We start from the raw sequence: 21,033 nt of genomic DNA, 5'->3' as shown, positions 1-21,033 counted from the left end.
TGCCGTTAGCCGGGGTGCGGCGGCGCGGGTCTGCGCCGCCTCGGGCCGCCGCCGATGGGGGGAGTGTCCTCCGGCTTGTCCAGGGGGCCGACAGTCGCCTCATCCAGTCCGACCCGGCGGGCGAGGTCGGATAGACTCCTGTGGGCCCGGGCCAGACGGATGCGCGCCCGGCCAAGGGCGCTGACGGGGGCCGCGACCGGGGCGGAGGCGGGGAGCATGGATGTCAGGGTCCGGGCCTCGTTCAGGGCGGCGTCCACGGCGGCTTCGGCGGCGTTCAGGCTCTCGGCCACATTGCGAGCCGCGACCTCCGCGGCGCTCTCGCGATCCGAAGTCCCGGAAACCATGCGCATCCCCCAATATCGATCCTGTGTCGCCAAATGAGGCAATCATGGGTAGACGGGGTGCGCAACTATTCGTTGCTTTCATCCAGCAGGAAGTTGGCGACAAGGGTGGCGATCGGCTGGGTGGCGTCCTCCTGCCAGGCCTCGGCCAGGACGTGGGCGACGCGGCGCCCGGCGCGCGAGATCCGGGCCCGGGCCAGGACGTCCACCGGCCGCCCGGAGCGCAGATAGGAGACGGTGACGTTGATCGGCCGGGGCAGGCGCAGCCGCGGATAGGCCAGGGCCACCTGGGCGATGGCCGTCATTTCCAGCAGGGCCGCTGTCGATCCGCCGTGCAGGGCGGGCAGCAGGGGGTTGCCGATCAGCTTGTCGGCGAAGGGCATGACCACCGTCAGGGTTTCGTCTTCCAGCCGCCCCTCGAGGCCGAGAAAGCGCGCATAGGGCAGGCGTTGCAGCAGGTCGCTCATCGGGCCGCTCCCTCGGTGCGGGGACGCAGGTTGGCGCCGGTGCGATGGGAGGCGTTCTCGGTGATCACATAGGCCGACTGGGCGGCGGCGACCGGGTCGTGGGGGCCGTCCTCGCTGCCGGCCTCGAAGGCCCAGGCCCGGACGAAGGCGATGTTGCGGGTCACCTTGAAGCAGTGGGCCTCGGCGATCAGGTCGGTCTTCGGCCGCGCCGCCCGCATGTAATCGACGCGCAGATCCAGGGTCGCGATGTTCTGGAACCCGCCCAGCGCCACCCACGTCGCCAGACCACCGACGTGGTCGAGCATGGTGGTGACCAGGCCGCCGGCGAGAACGCCCGTGTCCGGATCCCCGACCAGATCCTCGCGCCAGGGCGTGCGCAGCCGCACGATCTGACCCTCGACGCTTTCCAGCCTGAAGCCGAGCGCCTGGGTGTGGGCGGCGCCGCCCGCGAGTTGAGGAAGGATTTCTGTCAGGAACGTATCGCTCATCCATCCGTCCTTATCGGGCGCGGCCTTGCGCGCAAGCCCCGGATGCCGACCTTAGGCCCATGATCCGTTTCGAGGACCTGCTGAAGCCGACGCCCGCGGGGCTGTATTGCCCGCCCGGTGACTTCTACATCGATCCGGTCCGGCCGGTGGAGCGGGCGGTGATCACCCACGGCCATTCGGACCATGCGCGGGCAGGCCACGGCGCGGTCCTGGCCACGCCCCAGACCCTGGCCATCATGGCCGAACGCTATGGCGAGGACTTCGCCGTCCATCGGCAACCGGTCCCTTATGGCGAAACGACATCGGTCAACGGCGTCGAGGTCAAGCTGGTCCCGGCAGGCCACGTCCTCGGTTCAGCCCAGGCGGTGATCGGCTGGAAGGGCCTGACCATGGTCGCCTCGGGCGACTACAAGCGCCGGCGCGATCCGACCTGCGCGGGCTTCGAACCCACGCCCTGCCACGTCTTTATCTCCGAGGCGACCTTCGGCCTGCCCGTCTTCACCCACCCGCCGGACGCCGAGGAGGTCGGCCGTCTGGTCCAGTCGCTGGGCCAGTTTCCTGACCGCGCCCATCTGGTCGGCGCCTATGCCCTGGGCAAGGCGCAGCGCGTCATCCGGTTGTTGCGAGAGGCGGGCTGGGACCGACCGATCTACGTCCACGGGGCGCTGGAGCGATTGAACGCGCTGTACGAGCGCAAAGGCGTCGATCTGGGACCGATCCTGCCCGCGACCGGCCTGCCGAAGGATGCGCTGGGCGGGGAGGTGGCCATCGCCCCGCCCTCGGCCATTCAGGACCGTTGGGCGCGGCGCTTCGCCGACCCGGTCACGGCCTTCGCCTCTGGCTGGATGGGGGTGAAGGCGCGGGCGCGGCAGAGGGGCGTGGAGCTTCCGCTGGTGATCTCGGACCACGCCGACTGGACCGAACTGACCTCGACCTTCTCAGAGCTCAAGCCCGAGGAGATCTGGATCACCCACGGCCGTGAGGAGGGGCTGCTGCGCTGGTGCGAGCTGAACGCCCAGCCGGCGCGGGCGCTCAGACTGGTCGGATATGACGAGGAGGACGAGGAGGCGCTGGTTCCGGAGCCTGTCGCCTAGGCGGCGCGGACGCGCTTGGGCGCGGCTTCGGCGGGGGCCAGGGTCTCGCCGGACAGGGCGGCGTTCATGGCCATGCGCAGGCGCTCGGGCTTGATCGGCTTCTCGACCACGGCGGCCATGCCGATGGCCAGATAGGCCTTGGCGTCGTCCGGGTCGGCGTTTGCGGTCAGGGCGACGATCGGGATCTGGCTCTCGGGACCGGTCAGGGCGCGGATGGCCTGGGTCGCCTGAACCCCGTCCATGCGCGGCATCTTGATGTCCATCAGGACCAGGTCGAACGGGCGGGACTGGACCGCTTCCAGAGCCTCGACGCCGTCCTCGGCGGTCTCGGAGGTGCAGCCGAACATCTCGCACAGGGCCTGGGCCACGACGCGGTTGGTTGCGTTGTCGTCGACGATCAGGATGTGCGGATTGGCCTGGAGTTCCAGCTCGGCCAGGGCCTGGACGTTCGACTGGGTCTCGGCCGGGGCGACGCTGCGCGGGGCGACGAAGTCGAAGGCGAAGGTGGCGCCGCGGCCGGCGTTGTTCTCGGCCCAGATGCGGCCGTTCACGCGCTCGACGATCTGGCGGCAGATGGACAGGCCCAGGCCCGCACCGTCGGGGCCGGAGCCGTGCACGAAGGGTTCGAAGATGGCGTCCACACGCCCGGCGTCGATGCCGGGGCCGTCGTCGCGGACGCGGGCCTCCATGCGGATGTCGGAGCCGTCGACCCAGGCCTTCAGCCGGGCCTCGACCATGCCGTTGCGGGCGAATTTCAGGGCGTTGCCGATCAGGTTGTTGAACACCTGCTTGATCCGCATCGGATCGATCTCGGCGGCCAGTTCGGTGTCGCCTTCATAACCGACCATCAGGGTCACGCCGTCCTGCGAGGCGCGCGGCGCCCACAGCTGTTCGACGTCGTCCATCATGGCGCGCAGTGGGGTGGCGACGGGCGAAAGCTCCAGCTCCCCGGCCTCGGCGCGCGACAGGTCCAGCGCGTCCTGCAGGATGCGGATCAGGGTCTCGGACGAGTCGACGATGGTCTGGATGTGGGCCTGGGCCTGGTCGTTGAGCGGCTGGCGGCGCAGCAGTTCGGCGACGGCGAGCACGCCGTTCATCGGGGTGCGCAGCTCATGGCTCATGATGGCCAGGAACTGGCTCTTGGCGCGGGCCGAGGCCAGGGCCTGGGTGCGGGAATCCGTCAGGGCGCGCTGCTGATCGGCCAGTTCGGCGTTCTGGCGGCGCTGCTGGTCATTGATGGCCTGAAGCAGGGAGACGGCGGTGCCGACCCCGCGATAGCGGCCGTCGCGGGTGACGATGAAGCCGCGCATCAGGGCGCCGGGGCCGCCCTTGAGCATGATGTCGCAGAAGGCGTCGATGGCGACCCCGGCCTCGACCACGGCGGGCTCGGAATCCATGACGTAGGTCACCGGGCGGCCCGAGTAGAGGGCATGGCCGAAGGGGCCGGCGATCTTGATGAGGAAGGCGTTGCGTTCGATCAGGCCGACCGGGCGGCCGTCATCGACGACGGGAATGACCAGGGTGTCCGGCTCGTGCTGGAAGCGCGCGAAAATCTCCGTGGCGAGCACGTCGGGCGCTACCGGTTCGGCGCGTTCCGTGAGGACTTCGATGGTCGGCATACTGGCCGGGACTCCGTTCTACCTGTGGACAATGGCCGAGAACCATTTTCAGAAGGGTTAAGCGGGCGGGGATTTTCTCAGATTGAGAAAATTGCCTGTTCGGCCAATGGGTCAGGCGGGGCGGGGCCTGCGGCTTTTGCGCCGGGGGCCGTTTTCGTGTAGAGAAGCCGCCGAAGTTTCATCCCGAAGGCGACCCCAATGCGCGCGGCCATATGGCCGACCGCAGACTTGTCATGAGCGATTTCCAGAATTCCCCCTCTTCATCGGCCCTGGTCCTGTTCTCGGGCGGTCAGGACAGCGCCACCTGCCTGGCCTGGGCGCTGGAGCGTTATGAGCGCGTCGAGACCGTCGGTTTCGACTATGGCCAGCGCCACGCGGTCGAGATGCAGGCCCGTCAGCGGGTTCGCGACGGCATGGCGAAGGTCCTGCCCGAGCTGGCCGACCGGCTGGGTCCCGACCACATCGTCGACCTGACCGGCTTCGGCGCCATCGGCGAGACGGCGATGACCACGGACCGCGCCATCGAGATCGACGCCCGGGGTCTGCCGACGACCTTCGTGCCGGGCCGCAACCTGGTCTTCCTGACCTGCGCTGCCGCTCTGGCGGACCGGCGCGGTCTGGACGTGCTGGTCGGCGGCATGTGCGAGACTGACTTCTCGGGCTATCCCGACTGCCGCCGCGCGACCATCGACGCCATGTCCAGCGCCCTGACCCTGGGCCTCGACAAGCCCGTGCCGATCGACACCCCCCTGATGGCCCTGACCAAGGCCCAGACCTGGGCTCTGGCGCAGCGGCTTGGCGGCCAGAGGCTGGTCGAGCTGATCGTCGAGGAGAGCCACACCTGCTATCTCGGCGACCGGTCGCACCGCCACGTCTGGGGCTTCGGCTGCGGGACCTGCCCGGCCTGCGAACTGCGCGCCGCCGGCTATGCCGAGTGGTCGAACGAGGCCGTAGCCGGATGACCTATGCGGTCAAGGAGGCCTTCCTGACGGTGCAGGGCGAGGGTGGACAGGCGGGACGGCCCGCCGTCTTCCTCCGCTTCGCCGGCTGCAATCTGTGGAACGGGCTGGAGCGCGACCGGGCCTCGGCCGTCTGCGCGTTCTGCGACACCGACTTTGTCGGCGTGGACGGCGACGGCGGCGGCAAGTTCGCCGACGCGGAAGCGCTGGCCGATCACGTGGCGTCGTTCTGGCGCGGTCGTGAGGGCGATCCGCGCCTGGTCGTCTGCACCGGCGGCGAGCCCCTGCTGCAGCTGGACGCCCCCCTGATCGCGGCGCTCAAGGCGCGGGGGTTCGACATCGCGGTCGAGACCAACGGCACCGTCGCCGCGCCCGAGGGCATCGACTGGATCTGCGTCAGCCCCAAGGCCGACGCCGCCGTGGTCCAGACCTCCGGCGCCGAACTGAAGCTGGTCTATCCGCAGGCCCTGGCCCAACCGGATCGGTTCGAGGGCCTCGATTTTGAGCGCTTCTGGCTGCAGCCGATGGACGGCCCCGACCAGGCCGCCAACACCGAGGCGGCCATCGAATACTGCCTGACGCACCCGCAGTGGCGGCTGAGCGTCCAGACCCATAAATACATTGGCGTGCGTTGAATGACCGAGTTCGAGATCACCAAGGCCGCGACGTTCGACGCGGCGCATCACTTCCCCAACGAGCCCGAGGGCAGCATCTATCGCCGGATGCACGGCCATTCATTCCAGGTCGAGGCGACCGTGAAGGGGACGACGCTGGACGGCCACGGCTGGGTCGCGGACCTGGGCGCCCTGGACCGCGCCCTGAAGGCGGCGGCGGAGGAGTTGGATCACGGCCTGCTCAACGAAAAGCCCGGTCTGGAGCTGCCGACGCTGGAGCATCTGTGCCTGTGGTTCGCTGACCGGCTGAAGCCCGACTGGCCGGGGCTGTCGCGGATCACCGTGGCGCGGCCGACGATCCACGAGCGGTGCACTTTGACGCTGTGACACGCAAAGGCCGCCGGGCGAACCGGCGGCCTTCTTCGTTTTTGCGACCTTAGTTCGGGGTCGTGGATTGCGGGCGCTGGCTGGAGCCGTTGGCGCTCGCATTGGCGCCGAGGTTGACCGAGGCGCCGTTGCGGTTGGCCGAGGCCGAACCGTTGGCCGAGCCCGAACCGCCGGCGTCGATCTGACGGCCGCGCGGGGTGGTCACCGAACCGGCGCCAGTGCCCGAACCGGAGCCCGAGGCCGAAACGCCCGAGCCGTTGGCGGCGCCGGCCGCGCCGTTCAGGGCGCCGGAGGCCGAGCCGCTGGCCGAGGAGCTGAGGCCCTGGGCGGTCGAGACGGCCGACCCGGCGGCGCCTTGAGCCGTGCTGACGCCGCTGGCGGCGGTCGACGTGGCGCGGTCGCGGGCCGCGCCGGCGGTGCGCTCGGCCCGGGCGCGGGCCTGGGCGGCGCGGGCTTCAGCGCGGGCCGCGGCGCGTTCGGCGCGGGTCATGGTCTGGTCCACGGCGCCGGTGACGCCCGAACCGTTGACCGTGCCGTTCAGCATGCCCGAGCCGGTCAGGTTGCCGCCGATCTGGCCGCCGCCGAGGCCACCGCCCAGACCACTGCCGATCTGACCACCGAGGCCGCCGCCCAGGCCGCCCCCGAGGCCGCCGCCGCCGCCCAGGATCTGGGCCTGTGCGCCGCCCGCCAGGGTCAGGGTGAAGGCGGCGGCGGTGATGAGCATCATGGACTTGCGCATTGGAAACTCCTTGCGATTTCGCGGGCGGTTGATCCGTCCTCACAAGGTCCAACGACGGGGCCTCCGGCTTTCATCCCGGCGGCTGAAAACTTTTTTCCAAGGCTCTCAGTTCGCCAGTCTCTGGCGGGCGCCGACGGCGTCCGGGGCGGTGCGCAGGGTCTCGCCGACCAGGCCCTGGCCATAGACTGGATCGGCGCCGCGCTGACCCAGATCGCGGGCCGAGCGTTCGAGCGACGACAGGCTCGCGCGCGCCAGCAGGCCCGCGACGAGGGGGGAGGCGAAGGAGGCGCCCCGCACCGTGACCCAGCTTCCGGCGACGCCCGCCGCCGCCATGTCGGCGCCCGGCGCCGAGAGGTCGACCTGCGGCCCGCGCCCGGCCTCGGGCAGGATGTGGTCACGGCGGTCGACGGGCGCGACCCCGACGACGCCATCATAGGCGGCCGGATAGAGGGGCGGGGCGGCGGGGCCGTCATTGCCGACGGCGGCGACGAGGGTCAGGCCGCGCGCCTCGGCCTGTCGCACGGCCGCCTGGACGAGGGCGTTGCGCGGGCCGACGAGGCTGATGTTGACCACCTGCACCCGGCTTTCGACCATCCAGGACAGGGCCTCGGCCAGGGCGGTGGAGGATCCACCGGTCGGGCTGCCGCCATAGACGTCGGCGACCCAGAGGGCCGCGCCGGGGGCGGCGCCCGTGAAGTTCGCTGCGCGGCCGACCATCAGGGAGGCGACGGCGAGGCCATGGCCGCCCATGCGCGGCGGCCCGGCGAAGCCACGCTGGGTCACGCGCGACCCGACGAGAGCCGGGTGGGTGGCCTCGATCCCGGTGTCGATCAGGCCGAGGCGGGCGGAACTGGTGGCCTGAGCCGGGGCGGCGGCGGTCGGCGCAGGCGCGGGTTCGAGCGCGCCCGCCGGCTGGTGCACATGGTTGAAGGCGTAGTCTCCCGCCGGGTCGAGCCGTTGCAGCCGCTGCAGCGCCAGCCGAAGCGAACGGCCGCGCGGCGGGGCGAGGACGACGGTGGTCAGGTCCAGCGCCTCGAGCCGTTCCTCGCGCACGACGGTGAAGCCTTCGGCGAGGGCGGCGCGGCGGGCCTCGGCGCTCATGCCGACGGCGACCAGTTCGCCGCTGACGACGGGCCAGCCCTGCGGATCGGCCTCCAGCGCCCCGCGTGAGCGGCGGATCAGGGCGGTCAGGCGCGACGGCGCACGCAGGGCGTCCTCGGCGCCGGCCTGAACCTGACCGGTCAGGGCGTCGACGCGGTCGGTCGCACTGCCGACCGTGTCCCGCAGGGTGGAGGGCAACTGACCGAGACCTCCCGAAACGCCTCCTCCGGGCAGGCCGACCTGGGCGAGGGCCGGGGCGGCCACCGCAAGGGCTGCGAGCAGAATCGTCAGGGTTTTCAGCGTGCGGGAAATGGTCGTGGCTCCGTGCCCGATGAGTGAAAGCCATTGGCGCGGCGGCGGCAATGACGGAATAAGCATCCTGCGGGATGAAACGCCGGAGCCCGGTCGTTCCATCCCACATGACCGAGGAACGCCTTTGGACGCCTTTCAGACCGGGCTCGTGGAGCTTCTGCCGCGATTGCGACGCTTCGCGCGCGCCCTCGTGGGATCGGACGCCGACGCCCAGGACCTGGTGCAGGAGACGATCGAGCGGGCGCTGTCGAAGCGTTCGGGCTTTCGCGAGGGCACGCGGCTGGACAGCTGGACCTTCACGATCATGAGACGGATCTTCATCGATCAGGGCCGCTCGAAGACCCGGTGGGGCAAGGTGGTCTCGCCCGAGGACGACTTCACCGCCGCCGTGCCCGACGCCGCCATGGCCGGGGAGGGCTTGAGGCTCGACGCCCTGGCGGCGCGCGGCGCGATCCTGGCCCTGCCCGAGGAGCAGAGGCTGGCGGTCGCGCTGGTGCTCATCGACGGGCTTTCCTATGCCGAGGCCGCCCGGGTGCTGGACGTGCCCGAAGGGACCCTGACCAGCCGGCTGGTGCGCGGCCGCCAGACCCTGATCCAGACGCTGACCGAACAGGGAGTGAGCGCATGACTCATTTTGACGACGAGACCCTGATGCGCCGCGCCGATGGCGAGCTGTCGCCCGAGCGGGCGGCCGAGGTCGATGCGGCGGCGGCGAGCGATCCGGCTCTGGCCGCGCGGCTTGCGGCGTTCCGGGGCGACCGGGCGGCGGCGCGCGACGCCTTTCCGATCGCGCCCGATCCGCGCGACGCCGACCTGATGCGACTGATCACGGGCGGGGCGAAGGCGAAGGCCGCGCCAGGCTGGAGCGAGCGTTTGAAGGCGGCGTTCGCGCCGACATCGGCGCCGATCTGGGGCGGGCTGGCGACGGCCTGTTTCGTCGGCGGGCTGGCGATCGGCTGGCTCGGGATGAGGCCGACACCCGAAGGCTTCGCGGTCCAGCCGGGCGGGGTCATCGCCGATGCCGGTCTGGTCCGGGTGCTGGACCAGAGGCTGGCGGCGGACGGGGCGGACGCGCAGGGCCGGGCCATCGGCCTGACCTTCCGTGACGCCGAGGGCCGCTGGTGCCGCACGTTCCAGGCCGGAGAGGCCGGGGTCGCGGGCCTCGCCTGCCGCCGGGATGATCATTGGGCGGTACAGGCGCTGGCGCCGTTCGAGGCGGCGTCCAGCGAGGTGCGCACCGCGTCTTCGGACACGCCCGCAGTCGTTTTGGCCGCCGTCGACGCGACCCTGGCCGGAGAGACGGTCGCGGGTGCCGAAGAGGCGAAGGCGCGGGCGACGGGCTGGAAGTAGCCTCGATCCTCCCCCCTTTGGGGGAGGGGGACCGCGAAGCGGTGGAGGGGCAACTCCACACGCGCCGGCTGGTGTGAGCCCCCTCCGTCACGGCGCAAGCGCGCCGCGCCACCTCCCCCGATGGGGGAGGATTGTCAGCTCGCCACCCACTCCAGCAGCGCCGCATTGACGGCCTCGGGCTGCTCCAGCGAGGAGGCGTGGCCGCAGTTTGGAACCACCACCAGCTTCGCGCCGGGGATGGCGGCGGCCATTTCCTGGGAGCGGTCGGGCGGGGTCAGGGCGTCGCGGTCGCCGACGAGGACCAGGGTCGGGACGGCGATGGCGGAGAGGTAGGGGCGGCTGTCGATGCGATTGATGATGGCCGTCTGCTGGCGCCTGAAGGCCTCGGGACCGACAGCCAGACCCATGCGGACCTGGGTCTCGATCAGGGTGTGGTCCTCCCGGTGATCGGGATGCAGCAGATTGGGCGCGATCTGGCGGATGACCCCCTCCAGATGGCCCTCGTCGGAGCGCTGGATCAGGCCGCGGCGGACGGCGGATTGCTCGGCCGTATCGGGGCGGGCGGCGGTGTCCATGAGGGCGAGCTTCAGGACCCGCGCGGGCGCCTGTCTCATGATCTCCAGCGCCAGATAGCCGCCCATCGACAGGCCGCCGAGGGCGAAGCGCGGCGGGGCGTCGCGCAGGATGGCGGCGGCGATGGCGGCGATGCTGTCGCCCTCGGTCGAGGTGGCCACCGTCACCGGGCCCAGCGGCCACAGGGCCGGGATCTGGGGGCCGAACAGTTCGGCGGTGCAGGCGAGGCCGGGGATCAGGAGGGTCGGGGTCATGGTCGGAGCCTAGACCCTGCGATGTGACAGGGTCTATCGCCGGTTCAGGATCAGACGCCGAAGCGACGGCGGATGACCGGGATCAGCTTTTCCTCGTCCGCGCCGCAGGTCGCCTTGACGGCGGTCCACTCGGCGGGGGTCAGGGCGACGGCGCCGGGGTGTTCGGCGGCCCTGGCGGCGCGGGCGCGGCGGGCGGCGTTGGGGTGGGTGGCCGCGAACTCCGAGACGGTGGCCATGTCGCCTTCGTCCTCGCCCTTGCCGAGGCGGGCGAAGAAGCTGGCCATGCCGGTCGAGGACAGGCCCTGTTTGCGGAGCAGCTGCTGGCCGCGGGCGTCGGCCTCGCTCTCGGCGTCGCGGCCGTAGCGCAGGTCGGTGGCCTGGCCGGCAAGGAGGACCGCCTGCTGGCCCGCGCCGGAGCCGCCGCCGACCACGGCGTCCAGCAACAGGCCGATGCCGAGGCTGCGCCACACCGCCTGCATGACGTGGCGCTTCTCGACGTGGGAGACCTCGTGGGCGATGACGGCGGACAGTTCGTCGGGAGACCTGGCGTCGCGGATCAGATCGTCGGTGACCAGGATCGGGCCGCCGGGCAGGGCGAAGGCGTTCAGCATCGGGGCGTGGACCGCGCGCACCCGGATGTCGAACGGGGTGTCGGCGCCGGCGGCGATCCGCTTGCCGAGGTCATGCAGGACCTGCTGGCCCTCGCGGCCCTCGCAGCGCTGGAAGGCGGCGCCCAGCTGGGCGTCGAAATTGCGGCCCATGCCGATCTCGAAAGATGGCGGCGTCGCCCGGGCCAGGGGGCCGGACGCCAGGGGCACGCCGAAGAAGACGAAGCCGACGGTCGCCGCCGCGAAGGCGGTCAGGCCGATGACCAGGCCGGTCTCGACCCGACGGCGGCGACGGGCGACGTCGGCGAGGTGATCCCCGCCGATGACGATCCAGTCGGTCTCGGGCATGACCAGCCGGGCGTCACGGTTCGAACGATGCGAGAGACGGGCCTGATCGCCCTCGACCACGATCTCCAGACCTTTGACCGGCCAGACGTGGGTCTGGCCGTCGGCGAGGATGCGCACCGTCTTGCCCTCGACCTCGACAGTCGCCGGCAGGGGGCGGGCGCTCTTGCCGTCGAGGAAGCGGGTTTCCATCGGATCAGACGGCTCAGATCAGGGAGAAGCCGAAGGCGTCCGCCAGCCCCTCGCCCGAGCCGGGGCCCGTGCCGGTCTGGACCGCCTCATCGACCCGCGCCTCGCCCTTCGATTTCAGCCGCTCGACCAGGAAGCGGGCGGTCCGCGCCTGGACCCAGGGCATGAGGAAGCCCAGCGTGATCAGCAGGAAGAAGAGGTTGGTGACGATCAGCCACCATAGGGCGATGGCCTTGACCTCCAGCCGGAAGGTCGCGCCGTCGACGCCGACGCCGGCGGTGACCGAGCGCAGGATGGCGGCCTGATAGGGCGCCCAGATCAGCAGGACCAGCGGCACCAGCGGCAGCATGGCCAGATACATGAAGGCGACCACGGCCATGTGGGTCGGCGGGATCGAACCGGGCTCCGGCGGCGGCGGGGCTGCGGCGGCGACAGCGCCGACGAACGAGGTGGGGAAGCCGCCCATGGCCATGCTGACGCCGATCACGACGAAGATCAGCAGGAAGTAGGGCACGATGGTCAGGAACCATCCGAGCGCAAAGGCGCCGTAGACTCCCTCCTGCTCGGCCCGGCCCATGTGGAAACGGAACGGGCGGTTGCCGAAGCGCAGGTTGGTCCACAGGGTCTCGGCCAGCTGACGTTCGCCGGTAGGCGAGTACCAGCCCATGGTGATGCCGTTGAGCAGCAGGATGCCCAGGTATTTGAAGCCGAAGCCGGTCGCCGAGCCGCCCAGGCGGAAGCGGATGCCGCGCCAGGTCGTGCGGCTGGCCATGTAGCGATAGGCGGTGAAGACGCCGAAGCCGTAGAGCCAGAAGATGAAGACATAGAGGGGCAGGATCAGCAGGGGCGCGACGAACGGCCCCAGGAACTGGATGGCGAAGACCAGCAGCAGGAAGGGCAGGCCCAGCACCAAAAGGGCCAGCAGGAAGCCGACGAACAGCTCCACGCCCCGGCCGGTGTATTCGAAGGCGTCGCCGTTCAGACGGATGCCCTGCCAGACGCGGCGACGGACCTCGGTCTTGCCCCAGAAGCGCCAGAGGGTGAGGGTGATCAGGTTGAGCAGGCCGTTCTTCAGGCTGAGGCCGAAGAAGGACGAGGGACGCAGGGTGGTGTCGAAGGTCAGGGTCTGGCCCGGAGGCGGCGGCGCCCCGATCGGATCGTCGGCGGCGATCGGCGGCAGGCCGGCGGAATCCTCGGGCGTGGGCCCGGTCGGCGGCGTATCGGTCATTGGCTTCCCCCTCTTGTCGGCGAAGCTAACCTGCGAGCGCATCGCTATGCAACCGCATGAAGAGCCGCATATACAAAGGGTTGTTTTTCGCGTTGACTCAGACTGGGGTTTAGAGAAAACCTATCGTCGTTATCTGAAAAGGGACGGCGATGAAGACGGTGGATATCCAGGCCGCGCTGGCCGCCCAAGGCTACAAGCCCGGTCCGCTGGACGGCATCTGGGGCAAGCAGAGCGTCGCCGCCCTGAGACTGTTTCAGACGGCCAAGGGCCTCAATCCCGACGGCATCATCGGCCCCCTGTCACTGGCGGCGTTGTTCCCGAACAAGCCCCTCGCCAAGGATCTGGATCAGGAAGGCCTCGTCTGGTTCAAGGAGGCGCGCCGTTTGATCGGAACGCGCGAAAAGCCGGGCACGGGCTCCAATCCCGAGATCCTCGACTGGGCGAATAATCTGAAGCTGGACTACAAGGGCGACGACATCCCCTGGTGCGGCCTGTTCGTCGGTCACTGCATCTCCGCGACCCTGGACCAGGAACCGACGCCGACCAAAATCCTGAGCGCCAGGGCCTGGCAGAGCTTCGGCATCAAGACCGCGCCGACCCCCGGCGCCGTCATGGTGTTCTGGCGCAAATCACCGGCCAGCGGACTGGGCCATGTCGGCTTCTATGCCGGCGAGGACGAAAACGCCTACCGTATCCTGGGCGGCAACCAGAGCGACCAGGTGTCACTGGCCTGGATCGACAAGAAGCGCCTGGTCGCCGCCCGCTGGCCGGCCTCGGTGCCGCCGCCGATCCCGAAGGACGTCCAGGTCAAGCGGAATGAGAGCCTGTCCTGGGATGAGTCCTGAGACCATGGTCGCGAACACGATCCTCACGGGAATGACCTGATGGCGGAGCCGCTTCAGCTCACATACGAACAGAGGATCGAGCTGGTGAAGCTGCTCGACCAGAACAACAAGCTCGAGCGGATCGCCTTTTTCATCCTCAGCGTCGGGGCGACCCTGACCCTGATCGGCCTGGCGGTGTTCTGGGTCGTGACGGATAGACTGGACTTCATGTCCTTCCTTTCCCTGTTCGCGCCGGCCGGTGTGATCGGCCTGACCCAGGCCCAGGTGTTGAAGCTTTGGTACGAAAGCCGGGACATCGTGCTGGGCGTGGGTCCGGCCAGCAAGGCGGGCAAGTGATGTCGGAAAGCCCGCTGTCCGCCTACGTCGATATCGGCGCGCTGGGAAAACGCTCCCGGATCATGGCGTGGCTGACTTTCGCGGCGGGCGTTGCCGTCCTCGCGGGCATGGTCGCCGCGGTCGTGATCCTTCAGGGCAATATCAAGGACCTGGACAAGCAGCAGACGGAGTTGCAGCGGCAGATCGTGGTGAGCCGCCAGCTGCTGGCGCAGCTGAAGGTCCAGGGGGACGAGGCGGCCAAGGCCCAGAAGCGGTATGCCGAAGGCGATGTCGGGGCGGCCAGTGCGATCCTGAACGAGATCGCCGCGGCACAGCCTGCGGGGCAAGCGACGGGGCAAGCGACGGGGCAACCGTCCGCCACTCCCCGCGCGGGCGCTCCGGTCGCCCGCATCTTCTTCCAGATCCGCGACGCCGGCCAGGTCCCGCAGTACCGCGCCTGCGTCGGGCCGCTGGGGGCCGCGGGTTTCCGAACCCCGGCCTATGAGCTGGTCGACAGGGGGCCCGGCAGGACCGAGCTCAGGTACTTCAGGGAAGAAGACCGCGCGGTCGCGGTCGCGGCTCAAACCGTTCTGCAGTCCTGCCTGGGCGGGCCCGTATCGCTGTCCAGACCCCACATCCCGGGCGTGAGCGGCCTCCAGTTCGAGCTCTGGCTGGCCGAGTGATCCGTCGGATCGGGAGCGCCTGTTCTAGCAGCGCTTGCCCTAGCAGCGCTTTCCCTGGCGCTGGCGTTGTTCGCAGCGGCGTTGTTCGCGTTCCCAGTCGCGCTGTTCGCGTTCGCGGCGGGCCCTGGTTTCCTCGTCGGAGGTGGTGACCGCGTCGATGCCGGCGCCGGCGACCCCGCCGACGACCTTGGCCGTTCCGCCCACGACGGCGGCCCCGGCGCCCACGGCCGCGCCGACCAGGCAGCCCTGCAACAGGGCGGCGGCGCCCAGCACGACGGCCAGGCTGATGGCGAGCTTCGGCGCGCGCGTGGAGGCGATGATCATGACTGGGTCTCCCGAAGCCCCGACGTTAACCCTGAAAGGGTGAACGGAAGCTGACGATCCTCCCCCCAGCCCAGCGCAGGGGAAGCCATCGACCGCCCGCGTCTTCGCGGGTGGTGGAGGGGGGCAGTCGCGATGCGGTTCTGGCTTGAGCCCCCTCCGTCTCCTCGCAGGAGCTCGGAGCCACCTCCCCCGAGGGGGGGAGGACCGCCTCAGGCCGGCTGGGTCGCCGTGGGCAGGCGGTAGTCCTTCATGCGTTCGCGGATCAGCTTCTTGTCGACCTTGCCGGTGGCGCCCAGGGGGATGTCGTCGACGAAGACGACGTCGTCCGGCATCCACCATTTGGCGATCTTGCCGACCAGGAAGTCGAGGTGCTCCTGCTTGTCCTGGGTCTGGCCGGGCTTGAGCTTGAGGATCAGGACCGGACGCTCGTCCCATTTGGGATGGGCCGCGCCGATCACGGCGGCCAGTTCGACCTTGGGGTGACCCACGGCGATGTTCTCGATGTCGATGGACGAGATCCACTCGCCGCCCGACTTGATCACATCCTTGGCGCGGTCGGTGATCTGCATGAAGCCCATCTCGTCGATGGTCGAGACGTCGCCGGTGTCGAAGAAGCCCTCGGCGTCGAGGATGCTTTCGTCCGAGCGGAAATAGCCGCCGGCGATGGTCGGGCCCTTGATCATCAGGCGGCCGTAGGTGTGCCCGTCGTGGGGCATTTCCTGACCCGCGTAGTTCTTGAGCTTGAGCTCGACGCCCAGGGGCGGGGTGCCCTGTTTGATCCGGTATTTCATCTGCTCATCGTAGGGCAGGGCGAGGGTTTCCGGCGTCATGTTCGACAGGGTGCCGATGGGCGAGGTCTCGGTCATGCCCCAGCCCTGCAGCACCTCGATGCCGAACTCGTCATGGAAGGCGCGGATCAGGCTTTCGGGCACGGCCGAGCCGCCGATCAGGACGCGTTTGACGGTCGGGATCTGCAGATTGTTCTCGCGCAGGTGCGACAGGAGGCCCTGCCAGACGGTGGGAACGGCGGCCGAGAAGGTCACGCCCTCGGAGACGATCAGCTCATAGATCGCGGCGCCGTCCATCCGGGCGCCCGGCATGACCAGCTTGGAGCCCGCGGCCGGACCACCGAAGGCAATGCCCCAGGCATTGGCGTGGAACATCGGCACGACCGGAAGGATGACCTCGGACGGGGTCGCGCCCAGCACGGTCGACTGCAGGCCCAGCAGCGTATGGATGAAGTTCGACCGGTGCGAATAGAGGACGCCCTTGGGGTTTCCGGTCGTGCCCGAGGTGTAGCAGAGGCCGCAGGCGGTCTGTTCCGGGAAATCGCCCCAGGTCACGTCCCCGGAGGCGTCCGACAGGATGGCCTCATAGCATTCGGCGCGCGGCAACTGGGTCGCCGGCATGGTCCATTCGTCGGTCATGACGATGACCCGCTCGACCTTGGGGCAGTGCGGCAGGATGGCCTCGAGCAGGGGCACGAAGGTGAGGTCGACGAAGATCATCCGGTCTTCGGCGTGGTTGATGATGTAGATCAGCTGTTCCGGGAACAGGCGCGGGTTCAGGGTGTGGCAGACCGCGCCGATGCCCATGATGCCGTACCAGGCCTCGATGTGCTTGCCGGTGTTCCAGGCCAGGGTGGCGATGCGGTCGCCGGGCTTGACGCCCCAGCCGAGCAGGGCGTTCGAGACCCGCTTCGCCCGGGCGTGAATCTCGGCGTAGCTTGTGCGGACGATGGGCCCCTCGACCGAACGGGTGACCACCTCGCGATGGCCATGCCAGTTCTTCGCATGGTCCAGAATCTTGTCGACCGTCAGGGGCCAGTCCTGCATCAAACCCAGCATCGCACTTCCTCGAATTGCGCCGGCTGATCGCGGCGCTTGGGATCACGCTACTCAGGTGAACGCTGATAAGCAAACGTGACCCAAGGTCACGTTGAGAGAGAAAAGGGATCAGGGACCAGGGACTAGGAGGGAAGAAGAAGGTAAGCGGGGCGCGTGGACGGGCCGGGCTCTTTTCCCTGGTCCCTATCCCTCCTCCCTCGTCCCATCAGCGCAGCGCCCCCATGACCATCCTCATCGCGATCACCGGCGGCTCGGGCTCGGGCAAGAGCACCCTGGCTGAAGCCATTGTCTCCTCCCTGCCGGAAGGCGCGGCGGCCCTGGTGCGCGAGGACTCCTACTACCGCGACGCGGCCAGCCTGCCGGGTTTCGACGCGGCGACCTTCGACTTCGACGACGTGGCGGCGCGCGACCATGCGCTGATGGCCGCGGATCTGAAGCGGCTGAAGGCGGGCGAAGCGGTGACGGCGCCGGTCTATTCCTTCATCCACCACGGGCGCGAGCCTGAGGGGGAGCCGATCCCCGCCGCCGAGGTCGTCGTGGTCGAGGGCACCCACGTCCTGTGCACGCCCGAGATGACCGAGCTGTTCGACATCCGCGTCTTTGTCGACACCCCCGCCGACATCCGTTTCATCCGCCGGCTGCTGCGCGACCAGGCCGAGCGCGGGCGCACGGCGGAATCGGTCATCCATCAGTATCTGCTGACCGTGCGACCGGGCCACGAGCGTCTGACCGAACCGTCCCGGGTCTATGCCGACTTCATCGTCGCCGACGCCACGGCGGCGGTGCGGCTGGACGATCCCCAGGCGGTGGTGCGGCTGGCGGCGCCGGTCCTCGCCCATCCGCTTCTGGTTCCGCTCGTCGGAAGGGCTGAACGGTCAAGCTAATTTGCTTGCGAGCGCCGCCGTTTCACGACAGGCTGTGCATAACAGCAGTTGGTCAGATGCCCCCGGAAAGCCCAACGACACCGCCCGACCTCTCCGAAGACCCCCGCAAGGCGGCCATTCTGCGCAGCGCGCGCAAGCCCTTCATGAGCGCCGGATACGCCGCCACGCGGATCGAGCCGATCGCGCGCGAGGCCGGGGTCTCGACCGCCACCCTCTATGCCTACTACCCCTCCAAGGAGGATCTGTTCGCGGCCGTGATCGTGGACGCCGCCGACGACTTCGAGCGGCACATGAAGAAGGTTGGGGCCGGGTCGGGCGATGCGCGCGCGCGGCTGACCCATTTCATGAGCGCCTACGCCGGCTTCATGGGCGACCCCTTCGTGCGCTCGGTCTTCCGGCTGGTGATGGCCGAGAGGCCGCGTTTCCGCGACACGGCGATGAAGTTCTTCGACCGGGGGCGCAGCGACTTCGGCCGCCCTCTGATGACCGCCCTGATGGAGCTGAAGGCCTCTGGCGAACTGGCCATCGACAAGCCGTCGTGGGCGGCGGGCCAGCTGATGGGGATGATCGAGCACCCCATCTTCTTCATGCCCCTGGTCACCGGCGACGAGGTCCAGGCGGTGCGCTCGACCGAGCAGATCGTCTCGGACGCTGTGGAGACGTTTCTGGCGCGCTACGGGGCGAGGTAGCGGGCGCAGGGGCGGGCGCTCTCCTCGCGCAACCTTGGCTATTGATCCTCCGTTGAAGCTGCTACCGGTGAGGGATGTCCCCGGTGTTTCCACGCTCCACGCTCACCAGCGCGCGCCTGGCCCTCGCGGTCGCGATCATCAGCGTCGTTTCGTCGGGTTGCGCCGAGGGCCAGGAGATCAGCAGGACAAGGATCGACACGCCCAGAGGCGGGCTCGAGACCGAATGCTCGGTTCCGCTCGTCTTCTCGAAGCGCCACGGGCTGATCGCCTTCGGCTGCGATGACGGGAGCATCCCGCTCGTGGGCTTCCATGGACCCGCCCGAACGATCCAGGACGCCTTCGTTCTCGATGCGATGTCGGTCACGGACACGGATGCCGGCCTGTCGGCGCTGGCTTTCCGGCCTGCGGGACCGGACGGCGAGCCCGCGTCCCTCATGTCCATCGACCTGATCGCCGGCACGCGCTCCGCCCAAGACCTTGAGGGCGTGGAGGACGTTGACGCGCTTGAGGTCAATGCGGCCGGCGACTGTCTGCTGGCGGCGCGCTCCGACCGCGCGCGCGGCGCCGACTACCGGATCACGGCTCATGCCATTAGCGGGCGCCGGGAGGTTGCGGATGCCGTTCGCCGCCCGCCTGATATCCAGTTGGCTGTGACGGGAAACGAGGCGAGCAGTGTGGGTTCGCTCGCCCATGGCTTCTCGCGGTGCATGATCGGGCCTGACGGGAAGCCAGCCCTGCTTCTGACCCGGATTCGCCCGGTCGACGGGGTCGCGGAATTTACGCTTGAGCTCCACACCGCCGGAGCCGCGCCGAGGCGCCTCTATCAGGCCCGTGCGCAATGGGCGGTTTTGCCACGGCAGGCCGGCTACCGGTTGGCGATCATTGAGGGCGGCACGGGCAAGCTCGGCCTGATCGATCTGTCCGGCCCGATCCCCGCGCTGACCTGGGTCGCGTTCGATGGCCACTGGCTGCACTATGATCCGTCGGACGGGACAGGGGTGGTGATCCGCGACCCCGGTCCTCCCGGAGGGCAGGGAGGCGCGGATTCGCGTGGTCCCCTGGTGGCCGTCCAGTGCGATCCCCTGATCTCCGAACCCGTCTGCCGCGACGCCGAAGTCCTGTCGCAATCGGCGGCCGAAGCCTATCCCACAGGGATCGGGACGGCGGGGTCGGGCGTCATCATGCAGTATTCGGAAGTCACCGTCTCACCGGGATCGACGGCCTACCGGCCCCGAATGCGCTGGCTTTTCAGGGACGCCCCTTGAACGCAGGATGAGGTGCGCGAGCGCTTACGGATACAGCCGCTCGCGCCGCCATTCGCCATCGATCCGGTCGAACCTTAGCCGGTCGTGCAGGCGGAAGGGGCGGTCGCGCCAGAATTCGACGGCCTCGGGGATGACGCGCCAGCCGGTCCAGCGGGCCGGGCGGGGGACGTCCTGGCCGTCGAAGCGTTCGGTCTCGCGGGCGACGGCGGCTTCGAGGGTTTCCCGGTCGGCCAGGGGGCGGGACTGGTCAGAGGCCCAGGCGCCGATGCGGCTCTCACGGGCGCGGGTGGCGAAATAGGCGTCGGCTTCCTCGGCGCTCACCGGCTCGACCCGGCCGCGCACCCGCACCTGCCGGCGCAGCGACTTCCAGTGGAACAGCAGGGCCGCGACGGGGCGGGCGGCCAGCTCCACGCCCTTGTCGCTCTCGGCGTTGGAGAAGAAGGTGAAGCCACGGTCGTCGATGTCCTTGAGCAGGACCATCCGGCTGTCCGGCGCACCCGCGGCGTCGACCGTCGACAGGGCCATGGCGTTGGGATCGTTCGGCTCGGTCGACTTCGCGTCGGCCAGCCACTCCAGGAAGAGGCCGATCGGCTCGGCGCGGTCGAAGATCGTCTCGTCCCCGTTGGCGGCGAGGGCTGCGGCGTAGTCCCGCGCATAGGTTTCGCGGTCGGGGCTGGCGGGGATGGCTGCGTTGGTCATGGGCGGGATATAGCGGCTCGCGCGCGGAATGGAGAGGGGACGAACGCGGTTAACCGGCTCTTGACCATGTTGGCGACAAGGCTGTGGGATGCGCGCGCCCAGCCAGACCCTGACCCAGGCCTATGCCATTCTCGGCCTCCACGGCCCGACGGACGGAGACGCCCTGACCCGGGCGTTCCGCACGGCGGTCAAGGCCGCGCGGCCCGACCTGCCCGGCGGCGACGACGACCGCTTCCGCCGCGTGATCGCCGCCTGGCGGCAGATTCAGGAGGAGGGCGGGGGCCTGACGCCGCTGGCGGCGCCGAAAGCCTCGCCCGAGGCTTTGCCGGTGGTGGGGATCACGGCCCTTCAGGCGGTGACCGGCGGGAAGACGACCGTGCAGCTGGGCGCCAAGCGACTGAAGATCACCGTCGCCGCCGGGATGCGGACCGGCGACCATCTGAGACTGCGGGGTGCGGCGTCCGACGGCGCCGACCTCTATCTGCCGATCCTGATCCGCCCGGTCGACGGATTGAGCGTTCTCGGCGACGACCTGCATATGAGCTGGGCGGTGGCGCCGCGTCTGATCGAGGACGGGGGGCGGGTCGAGATCGACACATATGCCGGGACGCGCGGCGCCTGGGTCACGCCGGGACTGACGGTTCCAGTGCGCATCCGGCTGCGTGACATGGGTTTGCCGGCGCGGGGAAATCGGCCCGCCGGGCATCTGTTCGTGACCCTGAACCCCTCCGAGGACGCCCCCTCGGCCGCCGAACACCTGCTGGCGCGGTTCACGCGGGTCTGGACGCCGGAGCGTCTGGCGGCTTAAGCGGGG

The 21,033-nt window shown here is 69.7% G+C and carries 25 protein-coding genes; 13 read left to right on the top strand and 12 right to left on the bottom strand.

What is annotated here, in order from left to right; all coding sequences use genetic code 11:
- Positions 1 to 5: 5 nt before the first annotated feature.
- The 3 genes from ACW172_RS02930 to ACW172_RS02920 are packed head-to-tail and all read right to left on the bottom strand — an operon-like array spanning position 6 to position 1,296.
- The gene (locus ACW172_RS02930; RefSeq protein WP_492033694.1) at positions 6 to 350 is read right to left on the bottom strand and encodes a hypothetical protein; all 345 of its coding nucleotides are present in this window, start codon (positions 348 to 350) and stop codon (positions 6 to 8) included.
- A gap of 59 nt (positions 351 to 409) precedes the next feature.
- Entirely contained in the window at positions 410 to 808 is a 399-nt protein-coding gene (locus ACW172_RS02925) for a PaaI family thioesterase (RefSeq protein ID WP_492033693.1), read from the bottom strand.
- Positions 805 to 1,296 (bottom strand): PaaI family thioesterase, encoded by a 492-nt coding sequence (locus ACW172_RS02920; RefSeq protein WP_492033692.1) that lies wholly within the window; start codon positions 1,294 to 1,296, stop codon positions 805 to 807. The genes ACW172_RS02925 and ACW172_RS02920 overlap by 4 nt, the downstream gene beginning before the upstream one ends.
- A gap of 59 nt (positions 1,297 to 1,355) precedes the next feature.
- On the opposite strand from ACW172_RS02920, the gene ACW172_RS02915 reads away from it, so the two are divergent.
- Positions 1,356 to 2,390: a ligase-associated DNA damage response exonuclease gene (locus ACW172_RS02915; RefSeq protein WP_492033691.1), complete on the top strand. Its 1,035-nt coding sequence runs from the start codon at positions 1,356 to 1,358 to the stop codon at positions 2,388 to 2,390.
- Here the strand turns inward: ACW172_RS02915 and ACW172_RS02910 are convergent.
- Positions 2,387 to 4,009, bottom strand: a complete 1,623-nt coding sequence (locus ACW172_RS02910) for a response regulator (RefSeq protein ID WP_492033690.1) — start codon at positions 4,007 to 4,009, stop codon at positions 2,387 to 2,389. The genes ACW172_RS02915 and ACW172_RS02910 overlap by 4 nt on opposite strands.
- Positions 4,010 to 4,242: 233 nt before the next feature.
- Here ACW172_RS02910 and queC point away from each other — a divergent pair, with 233 nt between their 5' ends.
- The 3 genes from queC to ACW172_RS02895 are packed head-to-tail and all read left to right on the top strand — an operon-like array spanning position 4,243 to position 5,969.
- A complete protein-coding gene (queC, locus tag ACW172_RS02905) occupies positions 4,243 to 4,971 on the top strand; it encodes a 7-cyano-7-deazaguanine synthase QueC (protein ID WP_492033689.1) in 729 nt (242 codons plus the stop codon).
- On the top strand, positions 4,968 to 5,603 hold the full coding sequence (gene queE, locus ACW172_RS02900) for a 7-carboxy-7-deazaguanine synthase (RefSeq protein WP_492033688.1): 636 nt from the start codon (positions 4,968 to 4,970) through the stop codon (positions 5,601 to 5,603). Before queC ends, queE begins: the two co-directional genes overlap by 4 nt.
- Positions 5,604 to 5,969 carry a 6-pyruvoyl trahydropterin synthase family protein gene (locus ACW172_RS02895; protein WP_492033687.1) on the top strand — a complete coding sequence of 122 codons (366 nt, stop codon included), beginning with the start codon at positions 5,604 to 5,606 and terminating at the stop codon, positions 5,967 to 5,969.
- Between the two features lie 49 nt (positions 5,970 to 6,018).
- Here the strand turns inward: ACW172_RS02895 and ACW172_RS02890 are convergent, their stop codons facing one another.
- Both ACW172_RS02890 and ACW172_RS02885 read right to left on the bottom strand, forming a co-directional pair.
- Positions 6,019 to 6,708 carry a hypothetical protein gene (locus ACW172_RS02890; protein ID WP_492033686.1) on the bottom strand — a complete coding sequence of 230 codons (690 nt, stop codon included), beginning with the start codon at positions 6,706 to 6,708 and terminating at the stop codon, positions 6,019 to 6,021.
- A gap of 105 nt (positions 6,709 to 6,813) precedes the next feature.
- Positions 6,814 to 8,073, bottom strand: a complete 1,260-nt coding sequence (locus tag ACW172_RS02885; protein ID WP_492033685.1) for a S8 family serine peptidase — start codon at positions 8,071 to 8,073, stop codon at positions 6,814 to 6,816.
- A gap of 214 nt (positions 8,074 to 8,287) precedes the next feature.
- On the opposite strand from ACW172_RS02885, the gene ACW172_RS02880 reads away from it, so the two are divergent.
- Positions 8,288 to 8,749, top strand: coding sequence for an RNA polymerase sigma factor (locus ACW172_RS02880; protein WP_492033684.1), 462 nt, complete (start codon positions 8,288 to 8,290; stop codon positions 8,747 to 8,749).
- Entirely contained in the window at positions 8,746 to 9,471 is a 726-nt protein-coding gene (locus ACW172_RS02875; protein ID WP_492033683.1) for a hypothetical protein, read from the top strand. Before ACW172_RS02880 ends, ACW172_RS02875 begins: the two co-directional genes overlap by 4 nt.
- Positions 9,472 to 9,605: 134 nt before the next feature.
- On the opposite strand, the gene ACW172_RS02870 is transcribed toward ACW172_RS02875, so the two are convergent.
- Genes ACW172_RS02870 through ACW172_RS02860 form a run of 3 tightly spaced genes read right to left on the bottom strand, consistent with a single transcriptional unit; the run spans position 9,606 to position 12,668 of the window.
- Positions 9,606 to 10,298, bottom strand: a complete 693-nt coding sequence (locus tag ACW172_RS02870; RefSeq protein WP_492033682.1) for an alpha/beta fold hydrolase — start codon at positions 10,296 to 10,298, stop codon at positions 9,606 to 9,608.
- A 50-nt stretch (positions 10,299 to 10,348) separates the two neighbouring features.
- The gene (locus ACW172_RS02865) at positions 10,349 to 11,443 is read right to left on the bottom strand and encodes a M48 family metallopeptidase (protein ID WP_492033681.1); all 1,095 of its coding nucleotides are present in this window, start codon (positions 11,441 to 11,443) and stop codon (positions 10,349 to 10,351) included.
- A gap of 13 nt (positions 11,444 to 11,456) precedes the next feature.
- Entirely contained in the window at positions 11,457 to 12,668 is a 1,212-nt protein-coding gene (locus tag ACW172_RS02860) for a DUF898 family protein (RefSeq protein ID WP_492033680.1), read from the bottom strand.
- A 149-nt stretch (positions 12,669 to 12,817) separates the two neighbouring features.
- On the opposite strand from ACW172_RS02860, the gene ACW172_RS02855 reads away from it, so the two are divergent.
- From ACW172_RS02855 to ACW172_RS02845, 3 genes are all read left to right on the top strand, one after another.
- Positions 12,818 to 13,513: an NlpC/P60 family protein gene (locus tag ACW172_RS02855; protein ID WP_492033679.1), complete on the top strand. Its 696-nt coding sequence runs from the start codon at positions 12,818 to 12,820 to the stop codon at positions 13,511 to 13,513.
- A gap of 84 nt (positions 13,514 to 13,597) precedes the next feature.
- Positions 13,598 to 13,849 carry a hypothetical protein gene (locus ACW172_RS02850; protein WP_492033678.1) on the top strand — a complete coding sequence of 84 codons (252 nt, stop codon included), beginning with the start codon at positions 13,598 to 13,600 and terminating at the stop codon, positions 13,847 to 13,849.
- Positions 13,849 to 14,511, top strand: a complete 663-nt coding sequence (locus ACW172_RS02845) for a hypothetical protein (RefSeq protein WP_492033677.1) — start codon at positions 13,849 to 13,851, stop codon at positions 14,509 to 14,511. The genes ACW172_RS02850 and ACW172_RS02845 overlap by 1 nt, the downstream gene beginning before the upstream one ends.
- A gap of 39 nt (positions 14,512 to 14,550) precedes the next feature.
- On the opposite strand, the gene ACW172_RS02840 is transcribed toward ACW172_RS02845, so the two are convergent.
- A complete protein-coding gene (locus tag ACW172_RS02840; protein WP_492033676.1) occupies positions 14,551 to 14,835 on the bottom strand; it encodes a hypothetical protein in 285 nt (94 codons plus the stop codon).
- A gap of 209 nt (positions 14,836 to 15,044) precedes the next feature.
- Positions 15,045 to 16,682 (bottom strand): long-chain-fatty-acid--CoA ligase, encoded by a 1,638-nt coding sequence (locus tag ACW172_RS02835; protein WP_492033675.1) that lies wholly within the window; start codon positions 16,680 to 16,682, stop codon positions 15,045 to 15,047.
- A 221-nt stretch (positions 16,683 to 16,903) separates the two neighbouring features.
- Between ACW172_RS02835 and udk the strand changes: the two genes are divergently transcribed.
- The 3 genes from udk to ACW172_RS02820 all read left to right on the top strand — a co-directional run bounded on the left by udk (position 16,904) and on the right by ACW172_RS02820 (position 19,520).
- Positions 16,904 to 17,566 carry a uridine kinase gene (gene udk / locus ACW172_RS02830; protein WP_492033674.1) on the top strand — a complete coding sequence of 221 codons (663 nt, stop codon included), beginning with the start codon at positions 16,904 to 16,906 and terminating at the stop codon, positions 17,564 to 17,566.
- 56 nt (positions 17,567 to 17,622) lie between these two features.
- Positions 17,623 to 18,255: a TetR/AcrR family transcriptional regulator C-terminal domain-containing protein gene (locus ACW172_RS02825; RefSeq protein ID WP_492033673.1), complete on the top strand. Its 633-nt coding sequence runs from the start codon at positions 17,623 to 17,625 to the stop codon at positions 18,253 to 18,255.
- Between the two features lie 74 nt (positions 18,256 to 18,329).
- The gene (locus ACW172_RS02820) at positions 18,330 to 19,520 is read left to right on the top strand and encodes a hypothetical protein (protein ID WP_492033672.1); all 1,191 of its coding nucleotides are present in this window, start codon (positions 18,330 to 18,332) and stop codon (positions 19,518 to 19,520) included.
- 24 nt (positions 19,521 to 19,544) lie between these two features.
- On the opposite strand, the gene pdxH is transcribed toward ACW172_RS02820, so the two are convergent.
- The gene (gene pdxH, locus ACW172_RS02815; RefSeq protein WP_492033671.1) at positions 19,545 to 20,219 is read right to left on the bottom strand and encodes a pyridoxamine 5'-phosphate oxidase; all 675 of its coding nucleotides are present in this window, start codon (positions 20,217 to 20,219) and stop codon (positions 19,545 to 19,547) included.
- A gap of 88 nt (positions 20,220 to 20,307) precedes the next feature.
- On the opposite strand from pdxH, the gene ACW172_RS02810 reads away from it, so the two are divergent.
- Positions 20,308 to 21,027: a DnaJ C-terminal domain-containing protein gene (locus ACW172_RS02810; RefSeq protein WP_492033670.1), complete on the top strand. Its 720-nt coding sequence runs from the start codon at positions 20,308 to 20,310 to the stop codon at positions 21,025 to 21,027.
- Positions 21,028 to 21,033 lie beyond the last annotated feature (6 nt).

The organism is Brevundimonas sp. ALps5 (assembly GCF_058681645.1).
This window is presented reverse-complemented; position numbering and strand designations above follow the sequence as displayed.

Bases quoted from the DNA above. Each gene is read 5' to 3' on its own strand.
- ACW172_RS02895 (WP_492033687.1), top strand. From the start codon at position 5,604: ATGACCGAGTTCGAGATCACCAAGGCCGCGACGTTCGACGCGGCGCAT.
- queC (WP_492033689.1), top strand. From the start codon at position 4,243: ATGAGCGATTTCCAGAATTCCCCCTCTTCATCGGCCCTGGTCCTGTTC.
- ACW172_RS02875 (WP_492033683.1), top strand. From the start codon at position 8,746: ATGACTCATTTTGACGACGAGACCCTGATGCGCCGCGCCGATGGCGAG.
- ACW172_RS02860 (WP_492033680.1), bottom strand. From the start codon at position 12,668: ATGACCGATACGCCGCCGACCGGGCCCACGCCCGAGGATTCCGCCGGC.
- ACW172_RS02865 (WP_492033681.1), bottom strand. From the start codon at position 11,443: ATGGAAACCCGCTTCCTCGACGGCAAGAGCGCCCGCCCCCTGCCGGCG.
- ACW172_RS02855 (WP_492033679.1), top strand. From the start codon at position 12,818: ATGAAGACGGTGGATATCCAGGCCGCGCTGGCCGCCCAAGGCTACAAG.
- ACW172_RS02925 (WP_492033693.1), bottom strand. From the start codon at position 808: ATGAGCGACCTGCTGCAACGCCTGCCCTATGCGCGCTTTCTCGGCCTC.
- ACW172_RS02915 (WP_492033691.1), top strand. From the start codon at position 1,356: ATGATCCGTTTCGAGGACCTGCTGAAGCCGACGCCCGCGGGGCTGTAT.
- ACW172_RS02820 (WP_492033672.1), top strand. From the start codon at position 18,330: ATGTCCCCGGTGTTTCCACGCTCCACGCTCACCAGCGCGCGCCTGGCC.
- ACW172_RS02825 (WP_492033673.1), top strand. From the start codon at position 17,623: ATGCCCCCGGAAAGCCCAACGACACCGCCCGACCTCTCCGAAGACCCC.
- ACW172_RS02930 (WP_492033694.1), bottom strand. From the start codon at position 350: ATGCGCATGGTTTCCGGGACTTCGGATCGCGAGAGCGCCGCGGAGGTC.
- queE (WP_492033688.1), top strand. From the start codon at position 4,968: ATGACCTATGCGGTCAAGGAGGCCTTCCTGACGGTGCAGGGCGAGGGT.
- ACW172_RS02920 (WP_492033692.1), bottom strand. From the start codon at position 1,296: ATGAGCGATACGTTCCTGACAGAAATCCTTCCTCAACTCGCGGGCGGC.
- ACW172_RS02910 (WP_492033690.1), bottom strand. From the start codon at position 4,009: ATGCCGACCATCGAAGTCCTCACGGAACGCGCCGAACCGGTAGCGCCC.
- ACW172_RS02840 (WP_492033676.1), bottom strand. From the start codon at position 14,835: ATGATCATCGCCTCCACGCGCGCGCCGAAGCTCGCCATCAGCCTGGCC.
- ACW172_RS02845 (WP_492033677.1), top strand. From the start codon at position 13,849: ATGTCGGAAAGCCCGCTGTCCGCCTACGTCGATATCGGCGCGCTGGGA.
- ACW172_RS02890 (WP_492033686.1), bottom strand. From the start codon at position 6,708: ATGCGCAAGTCCATGATGCTCATCACCGCCGCCGCCTTCACCCTGACC.
- pdxH (WP_492033671.1), bottom strand. From the start codon at position 20,219: ATGACCAACGCAGCCATCCCCGCCAGCCCCGACCGCGAAACCTATGCG.
- udk (WP_492033674.1), top strand. From the start codon at position 16,904: ATGACCATCCTCATCGCGATCACCGGCGGCTCGGGCTCGGGCAAGAGC.
- ACW172_RS02810 (WP_492033670.1), top strand. From the start codon at position 20,308: ATGCGCGCGCCCAGCCAGACCCTGACCCAGGCCTATGCCATTCTCGGC.
- ACW172_RS02835 (WP_492033675.1), bottom strand. From the start codon at position 16,682: ATGCTGGGTTTGATGCAGGACTGGCCCCTGACGGTCGACAAGATTCTG.
- ACW172_RS02870 (WP_492033682.1), bottom strand. From the start codon at position 10,298: ATGACCCCGACCCTCCTGATCCCCGGCCTCGCCTGCACCGCCGAACTG.